General features: G+C 59.0%; 24 protein-coding genes and 1 pseudogene. 15 read left to right on the plus strand and 10 right to left on the minus strand.

What is annotated here, in order from left to right; genetic code table 11:
- From G3N99_RS13370 to G3N99_RS13395, 6 genes and pseudogenes are all read left to right on the plus strand, one after another.
- A pseudogene (locus G3N99_RS13370) lies at positions 1-193 on the plus strand (hypothetical protein); the annotation flags it as partial.
- A 1-nt stretch (position 194) separates the two neighbouring features.
- Positions 195-818, plus strand: a complete 624-nt coding sequence (locus G3N99_RS13375; RefSeq protein WP_174947854.1) for a hypothetical protein — start codon at positions 195-197, stop codon at positions 816-818.
- 1 nt (position 819) lies between these two features.
- Positions 820-1,803 (plus strand): ferritin-like domain-containing protein, encoded by a 984-nt coding sequence (locus tag G3N99_RS13380; protein WP_174933444.1) that lies wholly within the window; start codon positions 820-822, stop codon positions 1,801-1,803.
- Positions 1,804-1,806: 3 nt separating this feature from the next.
- Entirely contained in the window at positions 1,807-2,796 is a 990-nt protein-coding gene (locus G3N99_RS13385) for a 3-oxoacyl-ACP synthase (RefSeq protein WP_174933445.1), read from the plus strand.
- A complete protein-coding gene (locus G3N99_RS13390; RefSeq protein ID WP_206122609.1) occupies positions 2,786-3,289 on the plus strand; it encodes a hotdog family protein in 504 nt (167 codons plus the stop codon). Before G3N99_RS13385 ends, G3N99_RS13390 begins: the two co-directional genes overlap by 11 nt.
- Positions 3,273-3,620, plus strand: a complete 348-nt coding sequence (locus G3N99_RS13395; RefSeq protein WP_011353203.1) for a hypothetical protein — start codon at positions 3,273-3,275, stop codon at positions 3,618-3,620. The genes G3N99_RS13390 and G3N99_RS13395 overlap by 17 nt, the downstream gene beginning before the upstream one ends.
- A gap of 87 nt (positions 3,621-3,707) precedes the next feature.
- On the opposite strand, the gene G3N99_RS13400 is transcribed toward G3N99_RS13395, so the two are convergent.
- The 7 genes from G3N99_RS13400 to mug all read right to left on the minus strand — a co-directional run bounded on the left by G3N99_RS13400 (position 3,708) and on the right by mug (position 9,586).
- The gene (locus tag G3N99_RS13400) at positions 3,708-3,914 is read right to left on the minus strand and encodes a hypothetical protein (RefSeq protein WP_105815070.1); all 207 of its coding nucleotides are present in this window, start codon (positions 3,912-3,914) and stop codon (positions 3,708-3,710) included.
- A 124-nt stretch (positions 3,915-4,038) separates the two neighbouring features.
- The gene (gene phbB, locus G3N99_RS13405) at positions 4,039-4,782 is read right to left on the minus strand and encodes an acetoacetyl-CoA reductase (RefSeq protein WP_041492959.1); all 744 of its coding nucleotides are present in this window, start codon (positions 4,780-4,782) and stop codon (positions 4,039-4,041) included.
- 216 nt (positions 4,783-4,998) lie between these two features.
- On the minus strand, positions 4,999-6,180 hold the full coding sequence (locus G3N99_RS13410; RefSeq protein WP_206122610.1) for an acetyl-CoA C-acetyltransferase: 1,182 nt from the start codon (positions 6,178-6,180) through the stop codon (positions 4,999-5,001).
- Positions 6,181-6,472: 292 nt separating this feature from the next.
- The gene (phaP, locus tag G3N99_RS13415; protein ID WP_011353207.1) at positions 6,473-7,057 is read right to left on the minus strand and encodes a TIGR01841 family phasin; all 585 of its coding nucleotides are present in this window, start codon (positions 7,055-7,057) and stop codon (positions 6,473-6,475) included.
- A 502-nt stretch (positions 7,058-7,559) separates the two neighbouring features.
- On the minus strand, positions 7,560-8,324 hold the full coding sequence (locus tag G3N99_RS13420) for a ParA family protein (RefSeq protein ID WP_174945054.1): 765 nt from the start codon (positions 8,322-8,324) through the stop codon (positions 7,560-7,562).
- A gap of 103 nt (positions 8,325-8,427) precedes the next feature.
- Complete coding sequence (locus tag G3N99_RS13425) at positions 8,428-9,051, minus strand: DNA-3-methyladenine glycosylase (RefSeq protein WP_206122611.1); 624 nt, start codon at positions 9,049-9,051, stop codon at positions 8,428-8,430.
- On the minus strand, positions 9,038-9,586 hold the full coding sequence (gene mug, locus G3N99_RS13430; protein ID WP_206122622.1) for a G/U mismatch-specific DNA glycosylase: 549 nt from the start codon (positions 9,584-9,586) through the stop codon (positions 9,038-9,040). Before mug ends, G3N99_RS13425 begins: the two co-directional genes overlap by 14 nt.
- A 1,045-nt stretch (positions 9,587-10,631) precedes the next feature.
- On the opposite strand from mug, the gene G3N99_RS13435 reads away from it, so the two are divergent.
- The 9 genes from G3N99_RS13435 to G3N99_RS13470 all read left to right on the plus strand — a co-directional run bounded on the left by G3N99_RS13435 (position 10,632) and on the right by G3N99_RS13470 (position 18,950).
- Complete coding sequence (locus tag G3N99_RS13435; protein WP_206122612.1) at positions 10,632-11,711, plus strand: iron-containing redox enzyme family protein; 1,080 nt, start codon at positions 10,632-10,634, stop codon at positions 11,709-11,711.
- A gap of 187 nt (positions 11,712-11,898) precedes the next feature.
- Positions 11,899-12,429 (plus strand): TetR/AcrR family transcriptional regulator, encoded by a 531-nt coding sequence (locus tag G3N99_RS13440; protein WP_346778486.1) that lies wholly within the window; start codon positions 11,899-11,901, stop codon positions 12,427-12,429.
- A 288-nt stretch (positions 12,430-12,717) separates the two neighbouring features.
- Positions 12,718-13,929, plus strand: a complete 1,212-nt coding sequence (locus G3N99_RS13445; protein WP_206122613.1) for a benzoate/H(+) symporter BenE family transporter — start codon at positions 12,718-12,720, stop codon at positions 13,927-13,929.
- A 44-nt stretch (positions 13,930-13,973) separates the two neighbouring features.
- On the plus strand, positions 13,974-15,122 hold the full coding sequence (proB, locus tag G3N99_RS13450) for a glutamate 5-kinase (protein WP_206122614.1): 1,149 nt from the start codon (positions 13,974-13,976) through the stop codon (positions 15,120-15,122).
- Positions 15,123-15,124: 2 nt separating this feature from the next.
- On the plus strand, positions 15,125-16,021 hold the full coding sequence (locus tag G3N99_RS13455; protein WP_206122615.1) for an aspartyl/asparaginyl beta-hydroxylase domain-containing protein: 897 nt from the start codon (positions 15,125-15,127) through the stop codon (positions 16,019-16,021).
- A gap of 143 nt (positions 16,022-16,164) precedes the next feature.
- The gene (locus G3N99_RS13460) at positions 16,165-17,049 is read left to right on the plus strand and encodes a DMT family transporter (protein WP_206122616.1); all 885 of its coding nucleotides are present in this window, start codon (positions 16,165-16,167) and stop codon (positions 17,047-17,049) included.
- 593 nt (positions 17,050-17,642) lie between these two features.
- Positions 17,643-18,275 (plus strand): hypothetical protein, encoded by a 633-nt coding sequence (locus G3N99_RS13465; protein WP_206122617.1) that lies wholly within the window; start codon positions 17,643-17,645, stop codon positions 18,273-18,275.
- Positions 18,276-18,440: 165 nt separating this feature from the next.
- The gene (locus tag G3N99_RS42370) at positions 18,441-18,569 is read left to right on the plus strand and encodes a hypothetical protein (protein ID WP_277396366.1); all 129 of its coding nucleotides are present in this window, start codon (positions 18,441-18,443) and stop codon (positions 18,567-18,569) included.
- 12 nt (positions 18,570-18,581) lie between these two features.
- A complete protein-coding gene (locus G3N99_RS13470) occupies positions 18,582-18,950 on the plus strand; it encodes an aspartate carbamoyltransferase (protein WP_206122618.1) in 369 nt (122 codons plus the stop codon).
- 345 nt (positions 18,951-19,295) lie between these two features.
- On the opposite strand, the gene G3N99_RS13475 is transcribed toward G3N99_RS13470, so the two are convergent.
- From G3N99_RS13475 to G3N99_RS13485, 3 genes are read right to left on the minus strand one after another with little or no spacing between them, the layout of a single operon-like run.
- Positions 19,296-20,222 (minus strand): hypothetical protein, encoded by a 927-nt coding sequence (locus G3N99_RS13475; protein WP_206122619.1) that lies wholly within the window; start codon positions 20,220-20,222, stop codon positions 19,296-19,298.
- The gene (locus G3N99_RS13480; RefSeq protein WP_206122620.1) at positions 20,188-21,066 is read right to left on the minus strand and encodes a hypothetical protein; all 879 of its coding nucleotides are present in this window, start codon (positions 21,064-21,066) and stop codon (positions 20,188-20,190) included. Before G3N99_RS13480 ends, G3N99_RS13475 begins: the two co-directional genes overlap by 35 nt.
- Entirely contained in the window at positions 21,059-22,267 is a 1,209-nt protein-coding gene (locus G3N99_RS13485; protein WP_206122621.1) for a site-specific integrase, read from the minus strand. The genes G3N99_RS13480 and G3N99_RS13485 overlap by 8 nt, the downstream gene beginning before the upstream one ends.
- Positions 22,268-22,565: the final 298 nt, after the last annotated feature.

The raw sequence follows: 22,565 nt of genomic DNA on the forward strand, positions 1-22,565 counted from the left end.
CCTGCCGGACGGCCACGGGCTGTTCGGTCATGCGTTCGGCAGCGATCCGTGGCTGTCGGTGCTGCTCGCGCATCGCGACGGCGACACGCCGCGCCGCGCGGCCGTCTGCTCGCTCGCGCTGAACGGCTATTACGCGGTCGCCGACGTCGCATTCGCGCCGGACGCGACGTTCTCTCTCGACGACGAGGCGTGACATGGTGCGACCCGTTCACTTCACCTACCGGATCGAGCGCGACGCGCGGCAGCCGGTTGCGGTCGCCGCAAGCGCGTACCGGATGCCGCTCGACACGCCGGCCGACTATGCACGCGCCGCGCTCGCCGAAAGCGCCGGCGACGTGTATGACGCCGGCGATGCGCTCGGCGGCGAGCGCCGCGTGCTCCTTGACCACGTCCAGTATTTCGCGTTCCTTGCCGACATCACCGCGCGAATTCGCGATGCCGTGCATCCGGACGCACGCGTGTTCATCGAAGTCTGCGCGCCGTACTTCGGCGCGCTGCCGGCCGAACTGCTCGCGCCGCACGTACTGCTCGGCGTGCACCTGTACGACGAAGCATTGCGCGATGCCGCGCGCGGCGCGCCGGTCGTGTGGATCGGCGACCGCATCCTGCGCGACGCGGAGTTCGCCGGAGACAACCGCGTGTGCTGCGCGATCTGGCCCGCGCGGCTCGCCGACGCCTTCGACGCGCAGTTGCGCGGCCCGTGGCCGTCCTATGCGATCCGCCTCGACCCGCATCCGGCCACACCGCGCGCCGCCGCCGCGACGCTTACCGATTCCGCCCATCATTCCGGCGCCGCCGCGCAGCCGGGGAGACCTTGAAATGACTGACACGCTCACCGTTATGCAGGACACGGCCGACATCCGCTGGTCGATGCCCGTCGACGCCCTGATGTCGAACGACTACGAACTGCGCGAAGAGGCACTGAACCGGCTCTACGAAAAGGCGAAGGCCGCGCAGTGGGACGTCGCGACCGACGTCGACTGGAGTCACGACCTCGATCCGGCGAACCCGCTCGGCATGCCCGACCCGACGCTGCTGATCTACGGCACCGAGCTGTGGGGCAAGCTCTCCGACGCCGACAAGCGCGAGGTGCGCCATCACGCGCAGGGCTGGCTGCTGTCGCAGATCCTGCACGGCGAGCAGGCCGCGCTGATCTGCGCGTCGAAGCTCGCATCGGCCGAGAACGGCCTGAGCGCGCGGCTGTGCGCAGCCGCGCAGATGATGGACGAAGCGCGTCACGTCGAGGCGTACGCGAAGCTCGTCAACGAGAAGCTCGACGTCAGCTACCCGATGAGCCGTTCGCTGAAGGGACTGCTGCACGACACGATCACGAGCAGCGCGCTCGACATGACGAACCTCGGGATGCAGGTGCTCGTCGAGGGCATCGCGCTGTCGATCTTCCAGAGCGTGGTCGCGTACAGCACCGATCCGTTCATCAAGGACCTGTTCGTGCGGATCCAGCGCGACGAATCGCGCCACTTCGCGGTCGGCCGGATCACGCTGTGCCGCGTGTATGCGGAGATGAGCGCGGTCGAGCTGCGCGAACGCGAGGAGTTCGTCTGCGAGGGTGCAGCCGTGCTGTACGAGCACCTGTGCGCGGACGACATCTGGGAACCGATGGGTCTGTCGAAGCGCGAATGCAGCGCGATGGTGCGCGAGTCGCCGGTGTCGAGCTCGATCCGCCGCTCGATCTTCCGGCGCCTGGTGCCGACGATCCGCGAGATGGGCCTGCTCACGCCGACCGTGCAGGCGACCTTCGAAAAACTCGACGTCCTCGACTACGCGGCGATGCCGCTCAACTGAACCATGACGACGAACGCCTCCCAAGCATCCCGCGACGCCGGCTTCTGGATCGGCATCGATGCAGTGGCCTACGAGCTGCCGGGCCTGCCCGTCGATATCGAGGCCTGGGCCGCCGAGCGCGACTACCCGGCGCAGCGGGCCGCGGCGATCGCGCATTCGGGCAGCCGCTATTTCCACATGGCGCTCGACACGAGCGAGACCGATCTCGCGATCGCGGCGGCCGGCCGCCTGCTCGACACCGCGCGCGTGCATCCGTCCGACATCGGCGCGATCGTGCACGTGCACACGCAGCAGTTCAGCGTACCGCCCGCGCCGCGCAGCCTGCCGCACGAGCTGGCCGCGCAGCTCGGCATCGAGCCGCTGTGGCTCGGTTCGGTCGCGCAGTTGAACTGCGTGTCGGTCGCGGCCGGCATCGAGACGGTGCGCGCGCTGATGCGCCGCCATCCGCAGCTCGACGCGGCGCTCGTCGTGTCGTCCGACCGCGTGTACGGCGAGGATTACCGGATGCGCCAGATGACGGGCGTGCAGTGCGACGGCGCGGCCGCGATGCTGATTGCCCGCAACAGCACGAAAAACCGGCTCGGCGGCATCGCGATCGAGACGCATGCGAAATGGCACCGCGGCTCGGATACCGTCGCCGCGAACGAGGCCGACCTGATCATGATGGAGTGGCCGTACACCCGCAAGGCGATCGACGCGGCGGTCGCGCTCGAGCCGCACGCGCTCGACGCGTACGAGCTCGTGCTGCCGCACAACGCCGACCTGCCCGGCTGGAATGCGCTATGCCGCGCGATGCGCGTGCCGGCCGAGCGGCTCTATGCGGAGAACATCCATGCGCGCGGCCATGCGTGCTGTTCGGACTTTCCGATCAACCTGGCCGACGTCGGGCTCGATGCGGTCGCGCACGGGCACCGCGTGCTCGGCGTGATGCAGTCGAACTGCGGCGCGTACGCGGCCGCCACGCTCCATCCGGTGGGCCGCCATGACGCCTGAGCGCCCGCTTCCGCCCGCCAACGACCACGCGTGGATCGCCGCGCACATTCCGCACGACGGCGCGATGTGCGTGCTCGAGTCGGTCGATGCGTGGGACGCCGACCGCATCCGCTGCACCGCGACGAGCCACCGCGATCCGCACAACCCGCTGCGCGCGCACGGTCGGCTCGCCTCCGTCTGCGGGATCGAATACGCGGCGCAGGCGATGGCCGTGCACGGCGCGCTGCTCGGTGCGCACGAAGCGCGCCCGCGCGTCGGCTATCTGGCGAGCGTGCGCAACGTCGACGCGTTCGTCGATAGGCTCGACACGTTCGCGCAGCCGCTCGTCGTCGAAGCGGAGCGCGTGAGCGGCGACGCCCGCTCGGTGCTGTACGGCTTCGCGCTGCGCTGCGGCGATCGCGTGCTGCTGTGCGGCCGCGCGGCGGTGATGCTGGATGCATCGACGTCCGGCGCGTTTCGCGCGGCGCCAGCCGGCGATGCGAATCCTCGATGAAGCCGCTTACTCAAGAGAAGGAAACCAGGTCGTGAAAGTTCGTCAGTTCATTGGCACCGCGCTCGTTCTGGCGCTGATCAGCCCGATCGCGCACGCGGACATGTCGGAAGTGAAGCAGGACATCAAGCGCGATTCGAAGGAAGCCGCGCACAAGACCGGCGAGGCGGCCCGCAGCTTCGGCCACGCGACCGCAAGCGCCGCGAAGGCGGTCGGGCACGGGGTCGCACACGCGTCGCGCGAAGGCTGGGATGCCACCAAGCGCACGACGAAGCGGATCTTCCACAAGAACGACTCGGGCGAGTCGGGTGGAAAGAGCGAAAAGAGCGATTGATCACGGGCATCGCGCGCATCGCCGGAGGCGTGCGCACGATGCGTGACCGCTCGTCAATCGTGACGCGTCACGACCGCAATGCCGCCGTCAACGTGCGCCGCGCAAGCGGCGTGCCGGCCTGGCCCGCACGCGCGCGAAGCACTTGCCGTACGCGACGAGCCAGCAATCGCGATGATCGAAGTTCCGCAGCAGACGCGCACGGCGCCGCTCGAGCCAGTAGAGCGAGACTGCCATCGTCAGCGCGACGGCCAGTGCCGTGCCGCCGATCGCGAGTCCCATCCAGGTATCGCCCATGCCTTCTCCGGAATGCGAAGCCGAAGCGGCGCGCCTGCCGCCGCCCTGGCACTGGATATTGCGGAACGCGGCCCGGCACGTGCGCGCACGCCGCCGAAGCACCGGAGCACCGGGCCGCCACGCGTCAATGCATGTGCTGCCCGCCGTTGATCGCGATGTTGGAGCCCGTCACGAAGCCGGCCTCCTCCGAGCACAGGTACGCCACCAGCGCCGCGACTTCCTCGGGCTTGCCGAGCCGGCCCGCCGGAATCTGCGGGAGGATCTTCGAGTCGAGGATGTCCTGCGGGATCGCCGTGACCATCTTCGTCGCGAGGTAGCCCGGCGACACCGTGTTCACCGTCACGCCCTTGCGCGCGATCTCGAGCGCGAGCGATTTCGTGAAACCGTGCATGCCGGCCTTCGCGGCCGCGTAGTTGGTCTGGCCGACCGAACCCTTCGAGCCATTCACCGACGAGATGTTGACGATGCGGCCCCAGCCGCGCTCGACCATGCTTTCGCAGACCGGCTTCGTCATGTTGAACACGGAATCGAGGTTCGTGCGGATCACCGCGTCCCAGTTGACCTTGTCGAGCTTGCGCAGCGTCATGTCGCGCGTGATGCCCGCGTTGTTCACGAGAATGTCGACCGGGCCGACGTCCCGCGCGATCTTCTCGATGCATTGCTGGCACGAATCGTGATCGGCCACGTCCACCGGATACGCGTGGAACTCGCGACCGGCCGCGTGCATCTCGGTCAGCCAGCGGTCCGCGCCGGTGTTGTTCGGCGAATACGTGACGACTACCCGGTGGCCCGCGTCGTTCAACCTGATGCTGACCGCTTCGCCGAGGCCGCCCATTCCACCAGTCACAACTGCAATTCGCTTAGTCATCCTATAAATTACCGACAAGAAAGTAATCGATGAAGGCGGGGCGACGGCATCGCATAGGCTGCCGCCCCACCGCTTCGATGCGCAGCCGCCCGCGTCGCGGGCGCGGCACGCACCGGCACTTCGCGCTTGTTATTGACTGCTTGTCGTGCGCGAAATCCGCTTCGCCCGCGTACGGCGCTGGCCGGCGCCGCACGCGGGAGGTATGTCAGACCCTGCTCAGGCGCGCTCGACCGCGAGTGCAACGCCCATCCCGCCGCCGATGCACAGCGACGCCAGCCCGCGCTTCGCATCGCGCTTGGCCATCTCGTGCAGCAGCGTCACCAGGATCCGGCAGCCCGACGCACCGATCGGGTGACCGATCGCGATCGCCCCGCCGTTCACGTTCACCTTCGACGTGTCCCAGCCCATCTGCTTGTGCACCGCCAGCGCCTGCGCCGCGAACGCCTCGTTGATCTCCATCAGGTCCAGGTCGCCCGGCGTCCAGCCCGCGCGCTCCAGGCACCGGCGCGAGGCCGGCACCGGGCCCATGCCCATCACGCTCGGATCCACGCCCGCGTTCGCATACGCCTTGATCCGCGCCAGCGGCGTCAGGCCCAACGCCGCCGCCTTCTGCGCCGACATCACCAGCACCGCCGCCGCGCCGTCGTTCAGCCCCGACGCGTTCGCCGCCGTCACCGAGCCGTCCTTCGAGAACGCCGGCTTCAGCCCGGACAGCGATTCCGCCGTCACGCCGTGACGCACGAATTCATCGGTGGCGAACTGCAGCGGCTCGCCCTTGCGTTGCGGAATCGCCACCGGCACGATCTCGTCGTCGAAGCGACCGGCCTTCTGCGCGGCTTCCGCCTTGTTCTGCGACAGCGCCGCGAAGGCGTCCTGCTCTTCGCGCGTGATCCCGTATTCCTTCGCGACGTTCTCCGCCGTGATGCCCATGTGGTACTGGTTGTACACGTCCCACAGGCCGTCGACGATCATCGTGTCGACCAGCTTCGCGTCGCCCATCCGGAACCCGTCGCGCGAGCCCGGCAGCACGTGCGGCGACGCGCTCATGTTCTCCTGGCCGCCCGCGATCACGATCTCGGCATCGCCCGCGACGATCGCGTTCGCCGCCAGCATCACGGCCTTCAGGCCCGAGCCGCACACCTTGTTGATCGTCATCCCCGGCACTGCCGTCGGCAGCCCGGCCTTGATCAGCGACTGGCGCGCCGGGTTCTGCCCGGAACCGGCCGTCAGCACCTGGCCCATGATCACTTCGCTGACCTGATCGGGCTTCACGCCCGCACGCTCCAGCACCGCGCGGATCACCGTCGCACCCAGTTCGGGCGCCGCAATCTTCGCAAGCGAACCGCCGAATTTGCCGACCGCGGTCCGCGCGGCCGATACGATCACTACATCCGTCATGTCCAGTTCCTGCATCGAAATCAGTTCGTCGTTCTGACGCCGGCGCGAGCCGGCCTCGGCTGGCGATCGCGCATCTCGGGCCGTCCGGCGCGATAGCGGTCGCACGCCGCCGTACGGCGCGCGGCGCCCGTTCGAACGGGCGGCACACCGGTACGGCTCGCCGGTTCACCGGCGTCTTGCGGCAAACCGGACATTCGCCGGACGCCACGCGGCACACGCGGCGTCTGGCGCCATCCGGCGCCGATCAATCGTGTCGCGCTCATGCGCGACACGTGCTTGCGTGGCTACGCGATTACGCAGCCGATTCGCGTGCGGCTGCTGCGTCCTTGCGTGCGGCGGCAGCCGTTTGCTTCGCGCCACGCGTTGCCGTTTCGCTGACCGCATCGAAACCGCTCTGTGCGGCTTCGATCGCCTGACCCGTCGCTGCGCGAACCGAATCGGCCGCGGCGGTCGCCGCCGACAGCGCCGAATTCAGCGCAGCCACCACCGGCGCCGAGCCGGCTGGTGCATGCTTCGACAGTTCGCCAAGCGCGTCCTTCAGGCGCTTGTCGTTCTGTTCGTACTGCGCTTGCGCGACCTTCGCCCATTCGGACTGCGTCGACACTGCGATGTCGAACAGATGGCGGCCGTACGACACGACCTTGCCGGCCGCTTCCTGCGGTGCGGCGACCTGCTGTGCGAAGCCCGCGGCCGGGTTGCTGCTGTTGAATGCGTTCTTCAGCTTGTCTTCGTATTCCTCGAGCGCCGTCCGGGCCGCTTGCAGGTTGAGTTCGACGACAGCCTCGAAACCTTGGATCGCCGGACGGGCGATCGCAAACCACGCGGCGATACCGGATTGATATTCGGCGTTCAGTTTTTCGGGGGCAAATACGGACATCGGGCACGCTCCTGTTAGCAATGCGAGAGACGACGTAAAGAAAATGGGAAGCCGGATCGACAGCAGACTCCCTTATTGACAACCCGTCACTTATTTGAGCACGGGAAGCTGAAGGAGCCCATTCTAGATCGATTAATTGTCAATTAAATGGCATTAATACTAGGTGTAAACCCTTATTTTGATTCAGAGCAACCGCTGGAACCCTTGATGCGCCGACATCGCAGACAAGGCCACGCATCACTCTGCCCCGCAATGCATTTTTACCTTTTTACAGGATACCGGGTCATGACGTCGCGCAACATTTACCAATCCATTATTCCGTTTATTAGAAAACCGGAGCACATTGAAAATGGAGCGGTCACTTATGTAATCGTTTTTTCTGGATTTATTATGAAATCGTTTTCGGGATTATTAATGACGGAATCAATGATCGGATGAATTGCGGGTCGCAATAAAAAACGGCCGCATGATGCGGCCGCGGGTTCATCAGGCAGGTGCGGGATCAGCCGGCCAGTTCACGATGCAGCGCGAGGAACTCCTGCGCGAGCTTGTGCCCGGGTTCCAGATGGATCACCGGTTTGGACTGCTGATGCGACTCGCGGATCTTCACCGACGCCGACAGTCTCGACGCGAGCACCGGCAGCCCTTCTTCGACGAGTTCGTCGACCAGCCGCTGCGGCAGGCTCGCCCGCGGCTGGAACTGGTTGATCACGATCCCTTCGACCTCGAGCGCCGCGTTGTGGTCCTGCTGGATTTCCTTCACGTTCTCGAGCAGCGTGTACAGCGCGCGGCGCGAGAAATCGTCGCAGTCGAACGGGATCAGGCAGCGCTCGACCGCGATCAACGCCGAGCGCGTATAGAAATTCAGCGCGGGCGGCGTGTCGATGTACACGGCGTCGTAGGTGTCGAGCTCGTTCAGCGCATCGCGCAGCTTGTAGATCTTGTAGCGCGACTCGAGCTTGCCGTGCAGCGTGTCGAGCTCCGGATGCGCGGGCATCACGTCGAGCCCTTCGAACGGGGTCGGATGGATGAACGACGCGACGTCGACCGGGCGGAAGTTGAAGGTCAGCGCGGTTTCGAAGAAATCGGCGACGCCCGGCTGCGCGTCGGACGCGGCGTCGCCGAGCAGGTAGCGCGTCGAGTTCGCCTGCGCATCGAGGTCGATGACGAGCGTGCGCAACCCTTCGCTCGCGCTGATCGCCGCCAGGTTGCAGACGATCGTCGATTTGCCCACGCCGCCCTTCTGGTTGAATACGACCCGCCGCATTGTGTCTCCTCGATCGAACACGTCGAAAAGACAAGCTTAGCCGGTCAATTGTGGCGGTCGCGTGACGCAGGTCGAATTGTGCGCATCTTGGCACGGGGCCGTATCAGCGGCGCGTCACCGGCCCCGACACATACCGGTTGCCCGGCACGCTCCACCGCCACGGCAGATCCGTGCCGACACGAATGCCGATGCGCGGCCCGCCCGCCAGATCGGCGGGCGGCGCGACGCCATCGTCGACGATCGCGAACCCTTCGTGCGCGCCGATCAGGTCGACCCCATCCTGCGCGCCGCCGATCCCCATCGCCTGCGTCAGCCGCGCCGGCCCCCGGCACAGGTCGCGATCGCGCGTCTGCAGTGGCCGTGCCGCACGCATCCGTTCGAGCCCTTGCAGCGGCTCGAGCGCACGGATCAGCACGCCCGTGCCCGTGCCATCCGGGCCGCACACGCAGTTGCAGCACCAGTGCATGCCATAGGTGAAATAGACGTACAGGTGCCCCGGCGGCCCGAACATCGTCGCATTGCGCGGCGTCTTGCCGCGATAGGTATGCGCGGCCGGGTCGATCGCACCGGCATAGGCCTCCACTTCGACGATCCGCCCGGCCCGGCCGTCCGCGGCCGCGAGAATCTTGTTCAGCAGTTGCGGCGCGACGTCGGTGGCGACGCGGTCGAAGAACGCGCGCGGCAGCACGGCGCCCGGCCACCGAGGCGCGGAGTCACCGCGCCGCATCCTGTTCCTCCGGTTGAAGACCGGAACCGGCCATCGCCTTCAGACGAAGCTGACGGTATGCGTCGACCAGGTCGTCGAGACTGAACGCGAGGTTTCGCCCGCTCGGATTGGGCAGCACCCAGACGCTCGCTCCCGGCATCCGGGCCGGCTGCAATCCCCACTCGATTTCTCGCTGCCCGGAAAGCGCCGAATACGCCGCCTTGCCGAGAAAGGCGACGAAGCGCGGCCCGTAACGCGCCACCTTGTGCTCGAACTCGGCAGCCGCGGCGATGAATTCCGCACGGGAAAGCTGGTCGGCACTCGCGGTCGGCCGCTTCACCACCGCCGTCAGGCCACAGCCATATTGAAGAATCGCGTGATCGTCCTGCGGCGAAATTTCCGCCGGCGTGAAGCCCGCGAGATGGATCACGCGCCAGAAGCGGTTGCTTCTCCCCGCGAAGTGATGCCCGGTGGCGGCCGCGGTCAGGCCGGGGTTGATCCCGCAGAAGAGTACGTCGAGATGCGGAGCGATGAGATCGGGAAGTTCGTCAGCCACGTTTTGCCTGGCGCGCAAGGAACATCGACGTAAACGAAACAAGGCCCGAAGACCCGGGCCAAGCAACTGGCTTGACTCGGACATTCGGGCCCATCGAGAGGCTGGACGCCGACTTGCCGATCAGAACGGTTCTGTTCCGTAACAAGTGGAAACTTTCTCGACGACGCCCGTCCACAATACCGCGCTGCGCTGGCTGAGGGAGAAATTTGAGAAAAAGCGAAACTTTTCCCGAGATTACTGCCCCGTCACACAACAAAAATTGCGTCACTCGGCTCGCCCAAGTGCGGTAGGTACATTGGAGTTGATGATCGGAGCCTGCCGAGGAAGCGACATCGGCTGACTCGCAGCTCCGTGCGAGTTCCCGGGGATTCGATACGTCGCGCTGGAGACATGACGTGGTTGGCAACGTCGACGCACTAAAAGGAAAGAAGTGGCGCTGACCCAATGCAATCACGCTTCGTTACAGGACGCGAGGTAAACCCGCTCGGCCCAACAAGGAAACTCGCATGGGCACGGTGGTGATGCCAACCAAATGGCTCTGGGCAGCTTATCTGGGAAGCGATTGCATGGCAAGTACCGGTGGCCCAAACACCGACCAGATGCGGAGGTTACGTATCACCAACTGTATACAAGTCCCACCGCGTCTTATGCCTAAACAGATAGATGTGATGGCTACCCCCGTGCCCCGACACCACCCTACCCCTTAGCACGCAAACTCGATGGCATGACGAACCGCACGTGTTCGCAGAGGGTGAGTGTGCGACCAATCAATGGTTGAATCGCGGGTATGCGCCTCGTAGCAAAGCAGACCGGGGGACGGCATTGATCTTGACGCACGATTGTTGGCATACGACGACTGAGGGCATAGCACTCTGCGGCTGACGTGGTCTAGTCGAGCCTTGCCCGCTCGATCCGAGATACCGATGGGGTTTCGCAGTCGGCCAATGTGAGCGATAGTATACAGGACGGTCTGTCCATTTCGAAAGGCAAACTAGTCACCAGCTACGGGAATCTAAACGAGGAGCAAATAATGTTGGAGAGTGGCATGCCGAACATTCTGTCCGGCGAAGAGTTATACAGCAGGAAAGTGGGTAACCTCGATGGGCACGATGCTTTCTCGCTTGCAGCGCTTACGCGCGCGGTGGTAGCGGACAGAAACCTCCGATCGAGGTGGGATCGCGAGCGCGGGTTGTCGAAAGCGCTCTCGGACCGCGCATCTAGCGTTTTAACGAAGGCATTCGAATACGACGACATTGATGCTCTTCATGACCTGCATGCAACGCTCTTCACTCTAAACGAACTTCATGTCGCCCAAGCGGGTACAGCGCAGGCACTGAATCAGTACGACTTCTACTTGATTGATCTGAGAAACAAGCTTGAACGAGCCTGGTTTCACATCGAGTTTGTTCAGTACTCCCGGGGCATGTCCGAACGAGATGCAATCTCCGTTGTAGATGCAGTTCGACAGATGTGGGCGACGTCCGAGGCAGGTACGCACACGCTCTTCGACTTCCTCGAGTTTGAAGCGTCGGATGCACAGATGGTTGCATTTTTTCAGAGCGATGCCGCACTGAATACCAGATTCTTTGATCTGCTCGCGTTTGCTCTGATTGGGTCGTCGAATTCTGCGCGACGAGAGCTCATTCAGAACATGTGGGATGAGGCTGGTCGCGGCGACCCGCAGAAAGGGCACGTCAAGCTGTTCGAGAGCCTGCTCGCATCCGTGGGCGTCGATACTCTGCCGGAAGCACGGCATCTGGAATTGGGACTACATGGGCTGATTGGCCATAATTTGTTCATGTCGACCTGCGCCAGCCGCGAGCACTATTTTAAGTCGCTAGGCGTAATGGCGATCACCGAACTGATGGATCCAGCTCACTACGAGAAGCTGGTGCGTGGATGTAAGCGCCTAGGCCTCGCCGGAAGTGGAGAGCTGGAGTACTACGAGGAGCACGTTACGATCGACGTGATTCACGGTGAAGGTTGGTTGAACAACGTGATCGCGCCTGCTGCGATCGACCACCCATCCGCAGCCGATGAAATTCTCTTTGGCGCGTATCTGCGCCTGAAGACATGTGCTGCGTACTACGACGAAGTGCAAGCAAAGCTCGCCCGATACAAGTGACGTGAAGCAATGAAGAACGCCGATGCTTTGCATCGGCGTGATATGCTGACCGCTCTACAGGTCTGTATACTGTGGATCTCTGCTGAGGCTTCCGCGCTCAGAATCTCCTTGCCGAAGTTCTGGAGCCCGGATCCTTAGTATGGCAAATCAGAGCGGGAGGAATATGAGCTCGAAGAGGCAGGCTGTAGTGGACACCGCGACCCGGTTGTTTGCTCAGTTCGGATACCAAGCTGTGGGGATTGACCGAATCATCGCAGAGTCTGGTGTCGCGAAAATGACAATGTACAAGTATTTTCCATCGAAGAATGACCTGATCGTCGAAGTTCTTGAGCAGAGGGAAGCAAGCGTTGCAGAAAACCTGATCGAGTTCGTCAACAGCAAGAGTGACCCGATCGAGCGAGTGAAAGCTGTCTATGAATGGCATGATCGCTGGATCAAAAGTAGCGAATTCTCAGGATGTATGTTCATCAACGCTGCGACAGAATACTCGTCTCGGGAGGCGAAGGTTCTTCAAGCATCGAGCGCACAGAAGCGCAGGTTCATTTCCTTCTTTGAGCAACTGCTCACTCCTATCGTTGGAGCGAAACAAGCCACTGGCGATGCGAACAAGCTCATGATTCTGCTCGACGGAGCGATCGTAGCGGCGCAGGTCTATGGCAATAGTCATGCAGCGATGGAGGCATGGGACGTCGCCAAGCACATCGTTAAGCCAATCTAGACTCTCCTCACAGAGTCGCTCGACCATTAGTTGATTCTTTCGAGGGAGGCGATTGTCGCCTCCCTTCAGCGCGCGCTCACACCAATCCTAGACGCAATTAGTCGCCGAAGTTACGAACGCAATATCATTCTCCAGTCGAAACAACTAGACAGACCTGTACGTATACGCAAAAATCTCCAAGTGACGCGATTGAATCGTGCGTCGTGACCGAGCGCTACTGCCAAGCAATCTGGACCGGCAGATCCGCCTCGTTTGGAACTGATGCGTACACAACCGGGATTGCATCTAATGTTTTCGAAGATTCGAGCTGATTTCTCCGTTTCGGCTGCGATAGCTGGGCTTATCGCCCTGATGGCAACGTATACTGGACCGGTTGTGATCGTCGTTCAAGCAGCTCAAGCCGGACATTTGTCCCAGGAACTGCTATCGACCTGGATCTGGGCAGTTTCGATTGGTGCTGGCGCGCTAGGCCTGTGGCTCAGTATCCGACATCGAATGCCTGTTATCGGAGCATGGTCGACACCTGGCGTCGCGTTGCTGATCACCGCATTGGCTCACTATCCGTTCAGTGACGTCATTGGGTGCTATGTTGTCGTAATGGTCATCGTGACGTTTTTGGGACTGTCTGGCCTATTTACGAAACTCATCACGCATCTTCCCGCACACTTGCTTTCCGCAATGATTGCCGGCGTGCTTTTTGAGTTCTGCGCAAAGATCTTCCTGTCTCTTCAGGCAACTCCGACCGTCGTGCTACCGGTTGTAGTGGCTTATGTCGTCTGTCGACGCTTCATTCCGCGCTATGCGGTGGCTCTCGCGTTGCTCATTGGCATTGTCGTCGCTTTGCCCAGTAGCGGAATAGGCTCACATTCTGTTGAACTCAGCATTGTAAAGCCGACCTTCACGTGGCCCACGTTCTCGGCGGCATCGCTGATCGGCTTGGGGCTCCCTCTTCTTCTGCTCGCACTTACTCAGTACGCGACGTCAATCCATATCCTCCGCAACGCAGGATATGACATTTCTCCGCGGTCGGTAGTTGGAGCAAGTGGAGTTATGTCGATCCCACTTGCATTCTTTGGAAACTCTGGGATCAACCCTGCTGCGATTGTTGGTGCAATGTGCGCAAGTTCAGAATGCCACGAAGATTCAAAGCGCCGGTACATCTCTGGAGTGGTCTGCGGGATTGGGTATCTCTGTATCGGAACTTTTGGTGCGTCGATCGTCGCGTTGTTCGCGCTGTTTCCCGCTGGCTTGACCGCAACGCTCGCAGGTCTCGCGTTGCTTGGCACGCTGGTATCGAGCTTGTCCGCGTCCTTGGCGAAAGAGTCCCAGCGTGAGTCGTCCGTTATCACTTTTGTCGTAACGGTATCCGGCATGTCCTTCCTCGGCTTAGGTTCAGCGCTTTGGGGACTGGTGGCGGGCGTGATCTTCGAATTCGTACTCTCTCGCAAAAAGGTTGCGGTTGTTCCTGCGAAGATAGATCAACAAACCGCCGGCCGCTAGCCGACGGCTCTTCCCGCACAAAACTCAAAAAACGAAGATTCCTCATGGATATCAACGAATCTGTATCGATTAGCAATCCTATTCGTATAGCTAAAATCAAACGATGGGTGATCAAGATCGGAAGTTCGTTGATCACGGACAACGGCAGAGGATTAGATTGTTCGGCGCTGGATGGCTGGGTTGAACAACTATTTCAGTTGCAACGCATTGGGATCGATGTAGTTTTGGTGTCGTCCGGTGCCGTCGCGGAAGGCATGTCTAGGCTTGGCTGGCGAAGCCGGCCGGACGAAATTTCGCGACTGCAGGCCGCGGCAGCAATCGGACAAATGGGATTGATGGAGGCATATGAGACACGCTTTCGTCGCCACGGAATCTGTGCTGCGCAAGTGCTGCTCACCCATGAAGACTTCGCCGAAAAGCAAAGATTTTTGAATATCCAGGCCACGCTTCAGACGTTGATGCGCTTGAAGGCGGTTCCTGTCATTAACGAAAACGACACCGTTAGCACTGAGGAGATTCGATTCGGCGATAACGATCTACTTGCGGCGCTAGTGGCAAACATGATTGCAGCCGATCGACTTGTCATCCTCACGGACCAAAAGGGCTTGTTCACCAGTGACCCTCGCCATAACCCTGACGCGAAGTTGATCGATCGAATCTCAGTCGACGACGCTAGCTTGCTCGAGATCGCCGGTGGGGCAGGAGCATTGGGGCGCGGAGGCATGCTTTCCAAGGCGAAGGCCGCAAAGATGTTCGCGTTATCGGGCGGCGTCACAACGATTGCGTCCGGCCGAATCGAGAACGTACTCCTTCAAATTCAATCGGGGAAAGCGGCCGGTACAGAGCTGTTTCCAGGGACGGCCCGTTTGATCGGTCACAAGCAATGGCTCGCGGGCCACCTCATCACACGAGGTGTTCTTGTCCTCGATGAGCAAGCAGTGGAAGCAGTCGAATCGTCGGGTAAAAGCATTCTCCCGCCCGGCGTATTACGTGTGGAAGGAGACTTCGGGCGCAACGAGATGATTGAAATTGCGGATCCGAATGGTCGTCGTCTAGCGAAGGGCCTGAGTAACTACAGCGCTCGGGAGATGATTCAAATACTAAGTCAGAGACCTAGATCGACACCTGCCAGTTGCAGTGAGTTAGTTCATTACGGAAACATTGTTTTGGATTTCTATAATCGGAGAATTTAGCAATGGTAACGCAAACGCGCTTGGTTGGTCGTATCAATTTCGACAACGAATTGCTGAGGCAAGATCTCAAAACCCTCTCGGAACTACCGATTATCAAAGAGCAGTACGATGAATTTAGCTCCGGAACATGGATCAATCATTCGCTGTGGAATCGAACTGGCGAATGGACTGATACGACGTATTCCGATTACGATCACCCTGCAGTGCGAACACAAGTGGGAACTGCCACATCGTATCTTAGCAAAATTATCGAAGACTATTTCGATGTTGAGCATATGCGTATGGCCCGAGTTCGCAATTTGATCGATGGACTAGTCGTTCCGCACACTGATTTTCTTGAGTTGTCTGAAGAAAAGGATCGCTATGTCCGGATCTTGATTCCGCTTGAAACGTGCCTCGACTCATACCATACCGAGGAAAAATTCGGTGTATTCAGAATGCGAAAAGGCGACATCTGGATCTTGGAATCCACCGTGCCACACAGCGCACTAAATCTCGCATCAGATAATCGGCGCATTCTGAGTCTCGATTTCCAATATACTGACATCCCCGACCCCCACTATTCTCTGATCTTCAAGGATCCGTCCATTCACGACGAAACGGTCGAGCCGGCATTGGTCGCTCGGACACGTCTCGAGCAGGAAGATCTTGAGGATTACCTCTTGCTGCTCTCCGAGCGCTTTCATGACAAGGAGGACGCAGAGAAAATCATGGTTAACTTGTCAGAAATTCAGTTGCGATTTGAGTCACCAGTGAGCGACATTTACAAGAACCTCAACGCCGTCGCAAAATTGACCAAGCGCGAAGATCTTATCGATCATTGTGAGAAGATGCAGCAATTCTATATCGGTCGGCGCGTGATGAATGAGCGATTCCCACTTCGGAAAAATTTGTTCTAATCGTTAAGAATATACCAGATCGGCGATGCGAGCCGTGGTGAGTCGACACACTTCAAAAAAGCTCGAATCGCCGATCTTTATGCTGCTGAACGTGGAAGAAGTGGCCGAGAACTTGACTCCTCGATATATCACCTGGACGGCATATGTATAAAGCTGACGGAGCACGTGCCTCGGGCCGCCCCCTGGAAACCCAAGTCTCAATTTTTAAACTTCACCTCGCGACGTTGCTCTTTGGGCTTTCCGGAGTTATCGGGCGCATCTCCACAATTGATGTTCGCATGCTTGTTGAAGCCAGGGCCGGCTTAGCAGCTCTAGCCCTGTTCTTTGTCGCACGCATGAGCCGTATAGATCTGCGCGTCCCCCGCCAGAAACAAATTCCTTATGCTGCTATCGGGCTCCTCCTAGGGTTCCATTGGTACAGCTTCTTCTATTCAATTCGCTTGTCCGGGGTGTCGATAGGGCTCTTGTCTTTCTCAAGCTCACCGATCTTCGTTATCCTTCTCGCCCCTCTCGTTAATAAATCTCGACTTCTGATTCAAGATTTTCTTTCCATCGCAGCTTTTAGCGTCGGCTTGATCTTGATTATTAATCCGAGCTCCATTGATCAATCAAAAATTGTCGGCGCCCTATGGGGAATAGGATCTGGATTTTCATTCGCAATAGCTCAGATAATTAACAAAATTCTCGTCGAACGAGATCACCCGATAAAAATTGCAGCCTACCAGAACTTCGGCGCCACACTCGCACTTCTTCCGTTCATCAATATATCGATGCTTCCAGAAACTTCGATTGGAATTTTCCAAATTCTTACGATCGGCTTTATTTGCACTGCATTTGCCCATACAATTTTCATTTCTGGGATGAAACTTGTTAGCGCGCAGACCGCCAGCATGTTTACTTATCTAGAACCTGTGTATGGAATTGCTCTGGCAACGATAATTTGCCACGACACCCCTGATGGACAGACGATAGTTGGTGCCACAATTATCCTACTCTCGATTTATTTTTCTCAAAAAACTCAACGATGAAAATTCGTGGAAATTTCGTCGAGATGAATGCCATGGATATCTCTGCAGGAAGTAGCGCCGAAGTCTTGAGAAAGAGTCATCCGACAAATTTTGAGGTTCGTGATGTCTTGAGAATTGCAACCCGGAGTCAACTAGGGAGGCAAGAGCACGTAGACATATTCTCATTGCTATATGGTCTCAACTTAATTGCGTGGGAGTGTCGCCTTGGGCAAGCAAGTAAGCTAAACGAAGTGTCTGAGCCGATGGAGATTGCGATTGTAACGCTCCACGGTTATGCGGCACTAGATTGGCTCGACAGCATCGCACGGTCTCCGCAATGGGGGCAACTTCAGTATCTTCCTTATGGCGGACGGATTAACACCCCTTAGATTTTTTTGTAACCCCATTACGTTATAAGCAATTGTGGGTAATCGGTAGGGCTGGGCCTGTCGTCCGGTCAACGGCTCCAGACAACCATGCGCGCTCCACACGTCCGTGATCCTGCTGGGTCGCCTCACGGAAATGATCTAGCTCGACGCCGCGATCGTCTGCATCGTGGTGCACGAATCCTCTGGTTTCGCCAAAGTTGTTCTCTTCCTTCTGCTCGGTAACCCATGCAAACTGACTCGGAATACGCAGCACTGTTAAATCTGGTCCGCTGGATTGACGAACACACGGCGGGACTCACCCTTCCAGTGGACGAGCGATCTCAACTCGCCATCGGGTGCCTTGACGTCACACTCGAACATCAGGCCGCAATCGCGCTCCTTCATTCTTCGCAGCTCCACGGCTCAATGTTAGCGCTGCTGAGAGTACTTTCCGAATCGCTAGTCCGCGGCCTCTGGCTCTACTTCTGCGCAACAGATTCGGAGCTAGCCACGTTCAAGAAGGGGCGGTTGAACAAGACGTTCGGCACGCTTATCACGGAGTACGAGACGGCGGCAGGAACACCAGACGGCGTCCTGTCGGGTTTCAAGCTATCGGCGTGGACACAAATGAACGACTTCACGCATACGGGCTTCCTACAAGTAAGCCGCCGCCACAAGCCAGGTCGTGTTGAGGGAAACTATCCGGACGAAGATATCAGGACTGCTCTTGGTGTCGCCGGCGTACTAGGCCTGGTGGCCGCAGGGCAGCTCATTGCGCTCGCAGAGCGGAACGACCTTGTGCCACTGTTTATGGCAAAGATGTCCGAATACGCGCAGCCAACTAGAACGAATCAACGTACGCAAGAGCCTGATGCTTAATCTGTGTAGGTCTAGACCTGACCTCTCGGTCAGAGTCAGATCAGGTCCGAGATTGCTTGGACGCCACCTCATCGAGGGCCGTGATCGACCCGAACGCGACAATCGATGGGAAGCTTGCATCAGCTTTCACGGCTTCCAGGGAGGACCGACGCAATGAAAAAAATCATGACAGCGGCGGCAAGCGCGCTGATCGGTGTGTCGATCGCGGTTGCTGGGGAGCCGGAGCAGACCTCGTCGCACGAGGACATGATGTCGAACCACGACATGACGTCGCACCGGGCGGTGGCCCGCTAGGGTGCAGCTGTGATGCCATTTGATCTGGCGCGGACCAGTCATTTTTTCGACGATACCGGAAGCGGCGGGATTGAGACAATCACGGCGAACGACAAACACGACGCCAGACAGGTTGCGCTTATTCGCTCTCATCTGGCAATCGAAGCTCAACGTTTCCGCCGCGGCGACTTCGCCGATCCTGCGGCAATTCATGGCCACGATATGGCAGGGCTCGCCACCCTGACAAGGGCGGGCAAGAAGCTTCACGTTGAATACAGGAGCCTACCCTCCGGAGCGAGCCTCACATACGCAAGCAACGACCCGAACGTGATTGCCGCTGTTCATGCGTGGTTCGCGGCCCAGCGTTCCGACCACGCCGCGCACTCCCACCTTCCCAAATAGCTCGGGCGCACTGTAGGCAACGAGCGTTGGCTGCATGGGGACGTCGACAAGCCGAACGACATGATCCATGGGCAAAGGTCCGTTGTCCGGGCGAAGCCAACGTTCAAACGTCCATGTGAAGGCGTGGGCCAACGTCTGTTGCCGACTCCGAATCCCGTCCGACGTGAAGGGCAGTACCCGACCCATACCCGACATCGGCAGTACTGGTTTGGGCGCCCGGAAGCTGACGCTCGTACAGTCGAAGGCGATGTCGCCGCAGGTCCGTGCTCTCGATGGAGGTTGGCTGCCCCTTAGAGATCCGGGGACAGTCGCTCTGGTAACCACTGCATTGCAGTCGACCGCTGTCTACACCTGGGGCTTGGCTTCAATTCCACCCTCGGCCAAAAGCGCTGGAACTTTGCTCTCTGCGAACAACGTTCGCAACAACCGTCCGAATCGGTTCTCTTTCTCGGCTCTGGCGATGCGCCGGCATGCTTCCAAGAAATTCATCCCAGCCTGGCCGAAGTGCTTCTCGTACATTTCGTTTTGCTCGAGAATGTCCAAGCTTTTAAGTACGAAAAGCTTGAAGTCAAGACCTTCCAACGTCCGCATCGCAGTCTCGAAATCGTCGATCGTAGCGGCTCTCATCGCCGCTTCTTCCCGATGGCCCCAACCGCTGTTCTCAAGAAGGTGCTTGATGGCATCGACGACGGTCGCACTGTGAATTCGAGCATCGCGCGCATTGTCGACTGCTGCCTTAAGTTTTGGGTGTAGCGGTTGATGGAACGGTGATCCCCCGAATTCGGTCTTGTCGGCGATAGTCGCGAAGTGAGCCAACCAACCATCAATCAAATCTTCTTCAAGTTTGGCACCGCCAGGTAGATCGGCCATCTGTTTTCCGAGCGCCGTGACAGTGTAGGCATCAAGGTCAGCGACTCTGTCGATGAGCTTGACCGCATCAGCTACGAGATCGTCGTCGCAGTCTGTGACGTCCCAATTGAAACGTTCAGTGAATGCATACGCGAGATTTCTAGATTCGGTGCGATTCTCGTTGTGTTGGTAGCCTTGGACGATGGTCTCAATCGCCTTTGCGTCGTGCCTTCCGTCGCAAACGAAAGCGACAACCAGTTCTTCAAATTCGTCCGAAGAGTTGATCCCTAGCTTTGACAGCAGAACTTTCCAAGCGGCTGGCGTTGAGTCATCGGTTTTCTCCTTTGACGCATCGCCTTCCCGCCCGAGGTAGCGGCTAATAAAGTCGCTAGGACCTCGGTTGCTTGTCGACGCGCTCTTCAATGAAGGCTCCCCGCGCACCGCACCCCGGCTTCTTGATTCGTGGTACAGAGAGCACCCAATGGCCAGGAACATCGAAGCCATGAAGCGCATTTCTGAAATCGTCTTCACGTAGCAGGCAATAGTTAGCGGGATTGCGACCATATGCGAGACAGAGTGCAATAGCCGCTCGTTGCATTACATGCCGGCGCTCCCTTGACTTGTCGGTTACGAGAGCATTTCGCAGCACCGCAAGTTCCACGTCCCACAGAGGGCCATCGTCGTCGCCCTCAAGGTCCACGGCGACGCCTGACGGCCGGCCGGGGATGTCGATCAGATTCAACTCAAGCACGTACTCGTCATCGAAACCCAAACATCCCAAAGAAGCTGCAGACCACTCGTACCACTGTCGGACAAGATATAAATAGTCCAGCTGTTTTCGGTCCCGTAACACTTGTACAGATTTACCGATCAATCTCCTTAGCGCCTCGCTCAGCTTCGAAGGATCTCGGATGTTCTTCATTTTTATCCAAGTATCTTCTAGCGAATCTGGTGCACCACTCCGCTCCGAGACCAGTCCCGTTAAAGCAATAACGACTTGCATTAGGGCCGAGTAAGATGCCGCAGCAGACCGTTGAGTCAAAATGAGCTCAACCCACCTACGCAAGGAGTATTCGACGACGGGATTTCCGTTCACGAACTTGGACCAATCGACTTGTGAGTGCTCAGTCGCTTTGTTGAATTTCCAAACGGGACCGCGAAGGTCCATCTTTCGCCCGTCGCGGTCCACGACGAACTGTGCCAGCGGCTGCAATCCATACAACCGAATCTGATCACCCATCAGCTGGTTTAGGTCGTCATTAGTCACGGCTGTCACCAAGCCGGCTTGATGGGCCAAACAACTGCACCTGGTAGATCAATCCGATTTCGGCAGCCTCTCCTCTGATCGCATCGTCCACATAGGGAGCAATAGAACCTTCCGAACGCCAGCCGAAGAAATACATCATGTCCTTCTCAACCTGCGCTTCTTCCAGGCCTCTTTTCAGTGCCATCTCCCTGAAACCCGTAGCGCAAGTACTTCTCAGACAGTGCGGATGAAGGTCTGCGAATTCAGGGTGCCTTTTACCAATCTGTTCGAGGATGCCATTGACCCGGTTTAGACTCATCGGCTGGCCGGTCCGGCTCTGAAAGAGATAGGGCGTCCTGTCTGCGCGAGGAATTTTTACCCTAGTTCTGACAATAAACTGGTTCAGATCACTGGCCAACTGCCGATCACATGGAAGCTGGCGCGACTCTGTCTTGACCTGTGGTTCGTTGATGCGTGGATCGCGCACGTCATCCGGCGAACGCTCTATTCGGATCTCCGGAATACTACGGGACAAGTGACAGTCCGAAACTCGTACCTTCAGAAGTTCGCCTCTGCGTACACCTAGCATCACCATCAGGCGGATGATGAGCCAGTTTCGCTCCTGATAGGGTTTCTTCCACGGATTTTCCAAGCTGCCAGGTTGACAGATGCTCAGGAGCCGCTTCAGCTCCACATTCGAAAGCGCCCTAGCGTGCACCGGTGAGTGGTGCCTACCACGCGAGAGATTCTCGAACGCGTGCTTGCAAGCTTTCAACTTTGCCTCTACCTCCCCGATCTCGCCGCTTCCGATTGGCAAACGTGTTATTGCGGCCTGCATATGCCACTCGATAAATTCCCACACGACATCGAGCCGATAGTCGACGGATCCAGACCGGACTACCAGCGTCCGAACCTTTCTGTTTGAGCGAAAGTTCTTCCGCAACCACGGATACAAGCTCCCTTCAATTTCGGCATGAGTTAAACCATTTCCAGATGTAAGGCGTGTACGCAACGAAAAGCTCTTTTGCCGTGCCGCCCATTCAAATAGGTATCCTAATATTCTGACACACTTGAGCAGGCTATTGAAGGACAGCCTAGGGCGCAACGTGCGGATGATATAGAGATTGATCCAGACGATTGGTTGTCGATCTGCATCGAGCAAGATTGGCAGACGCTCGCCTTCTGGATGCCGGACGGTTACCACGTAGAACCGGTTTGCCACGGATTTCTCCCGGCCGAGTGTTGGAAGGACAGTAGTAGATGTTTACGGTTTTTCCAAGCAAAAGTGCATCGGTGCCACTCTAGCGGCACCACGAATTGCCAATGTTTACAAAATTGCTTACAAGAAAAATAGAAATCAGCCGCGGTACCCCTCCGTTCGATGTTGCGGGTCGCTAAAGGCCGTAGGTCCTAGATAGATAAAAAAACCCCGCTCAAAGGCGGGGTTCTATCTTTACACTTTTTAGATACGGGAAATCAGAACGGGATATCGTCGTCCATCTCGTCGAAGCCGCCGCCTG

This window comes from Burkholderia sp. Ac-20392 (assembly GCF_017104585.1).
GTDB classification, from domain to species: domain Bacteria; phylum Pseudomonadota; class Gammaproteobacteria; order Burkholderiales; family Burkholderiaceae; genus Burkholderia; species Burkholderia lata.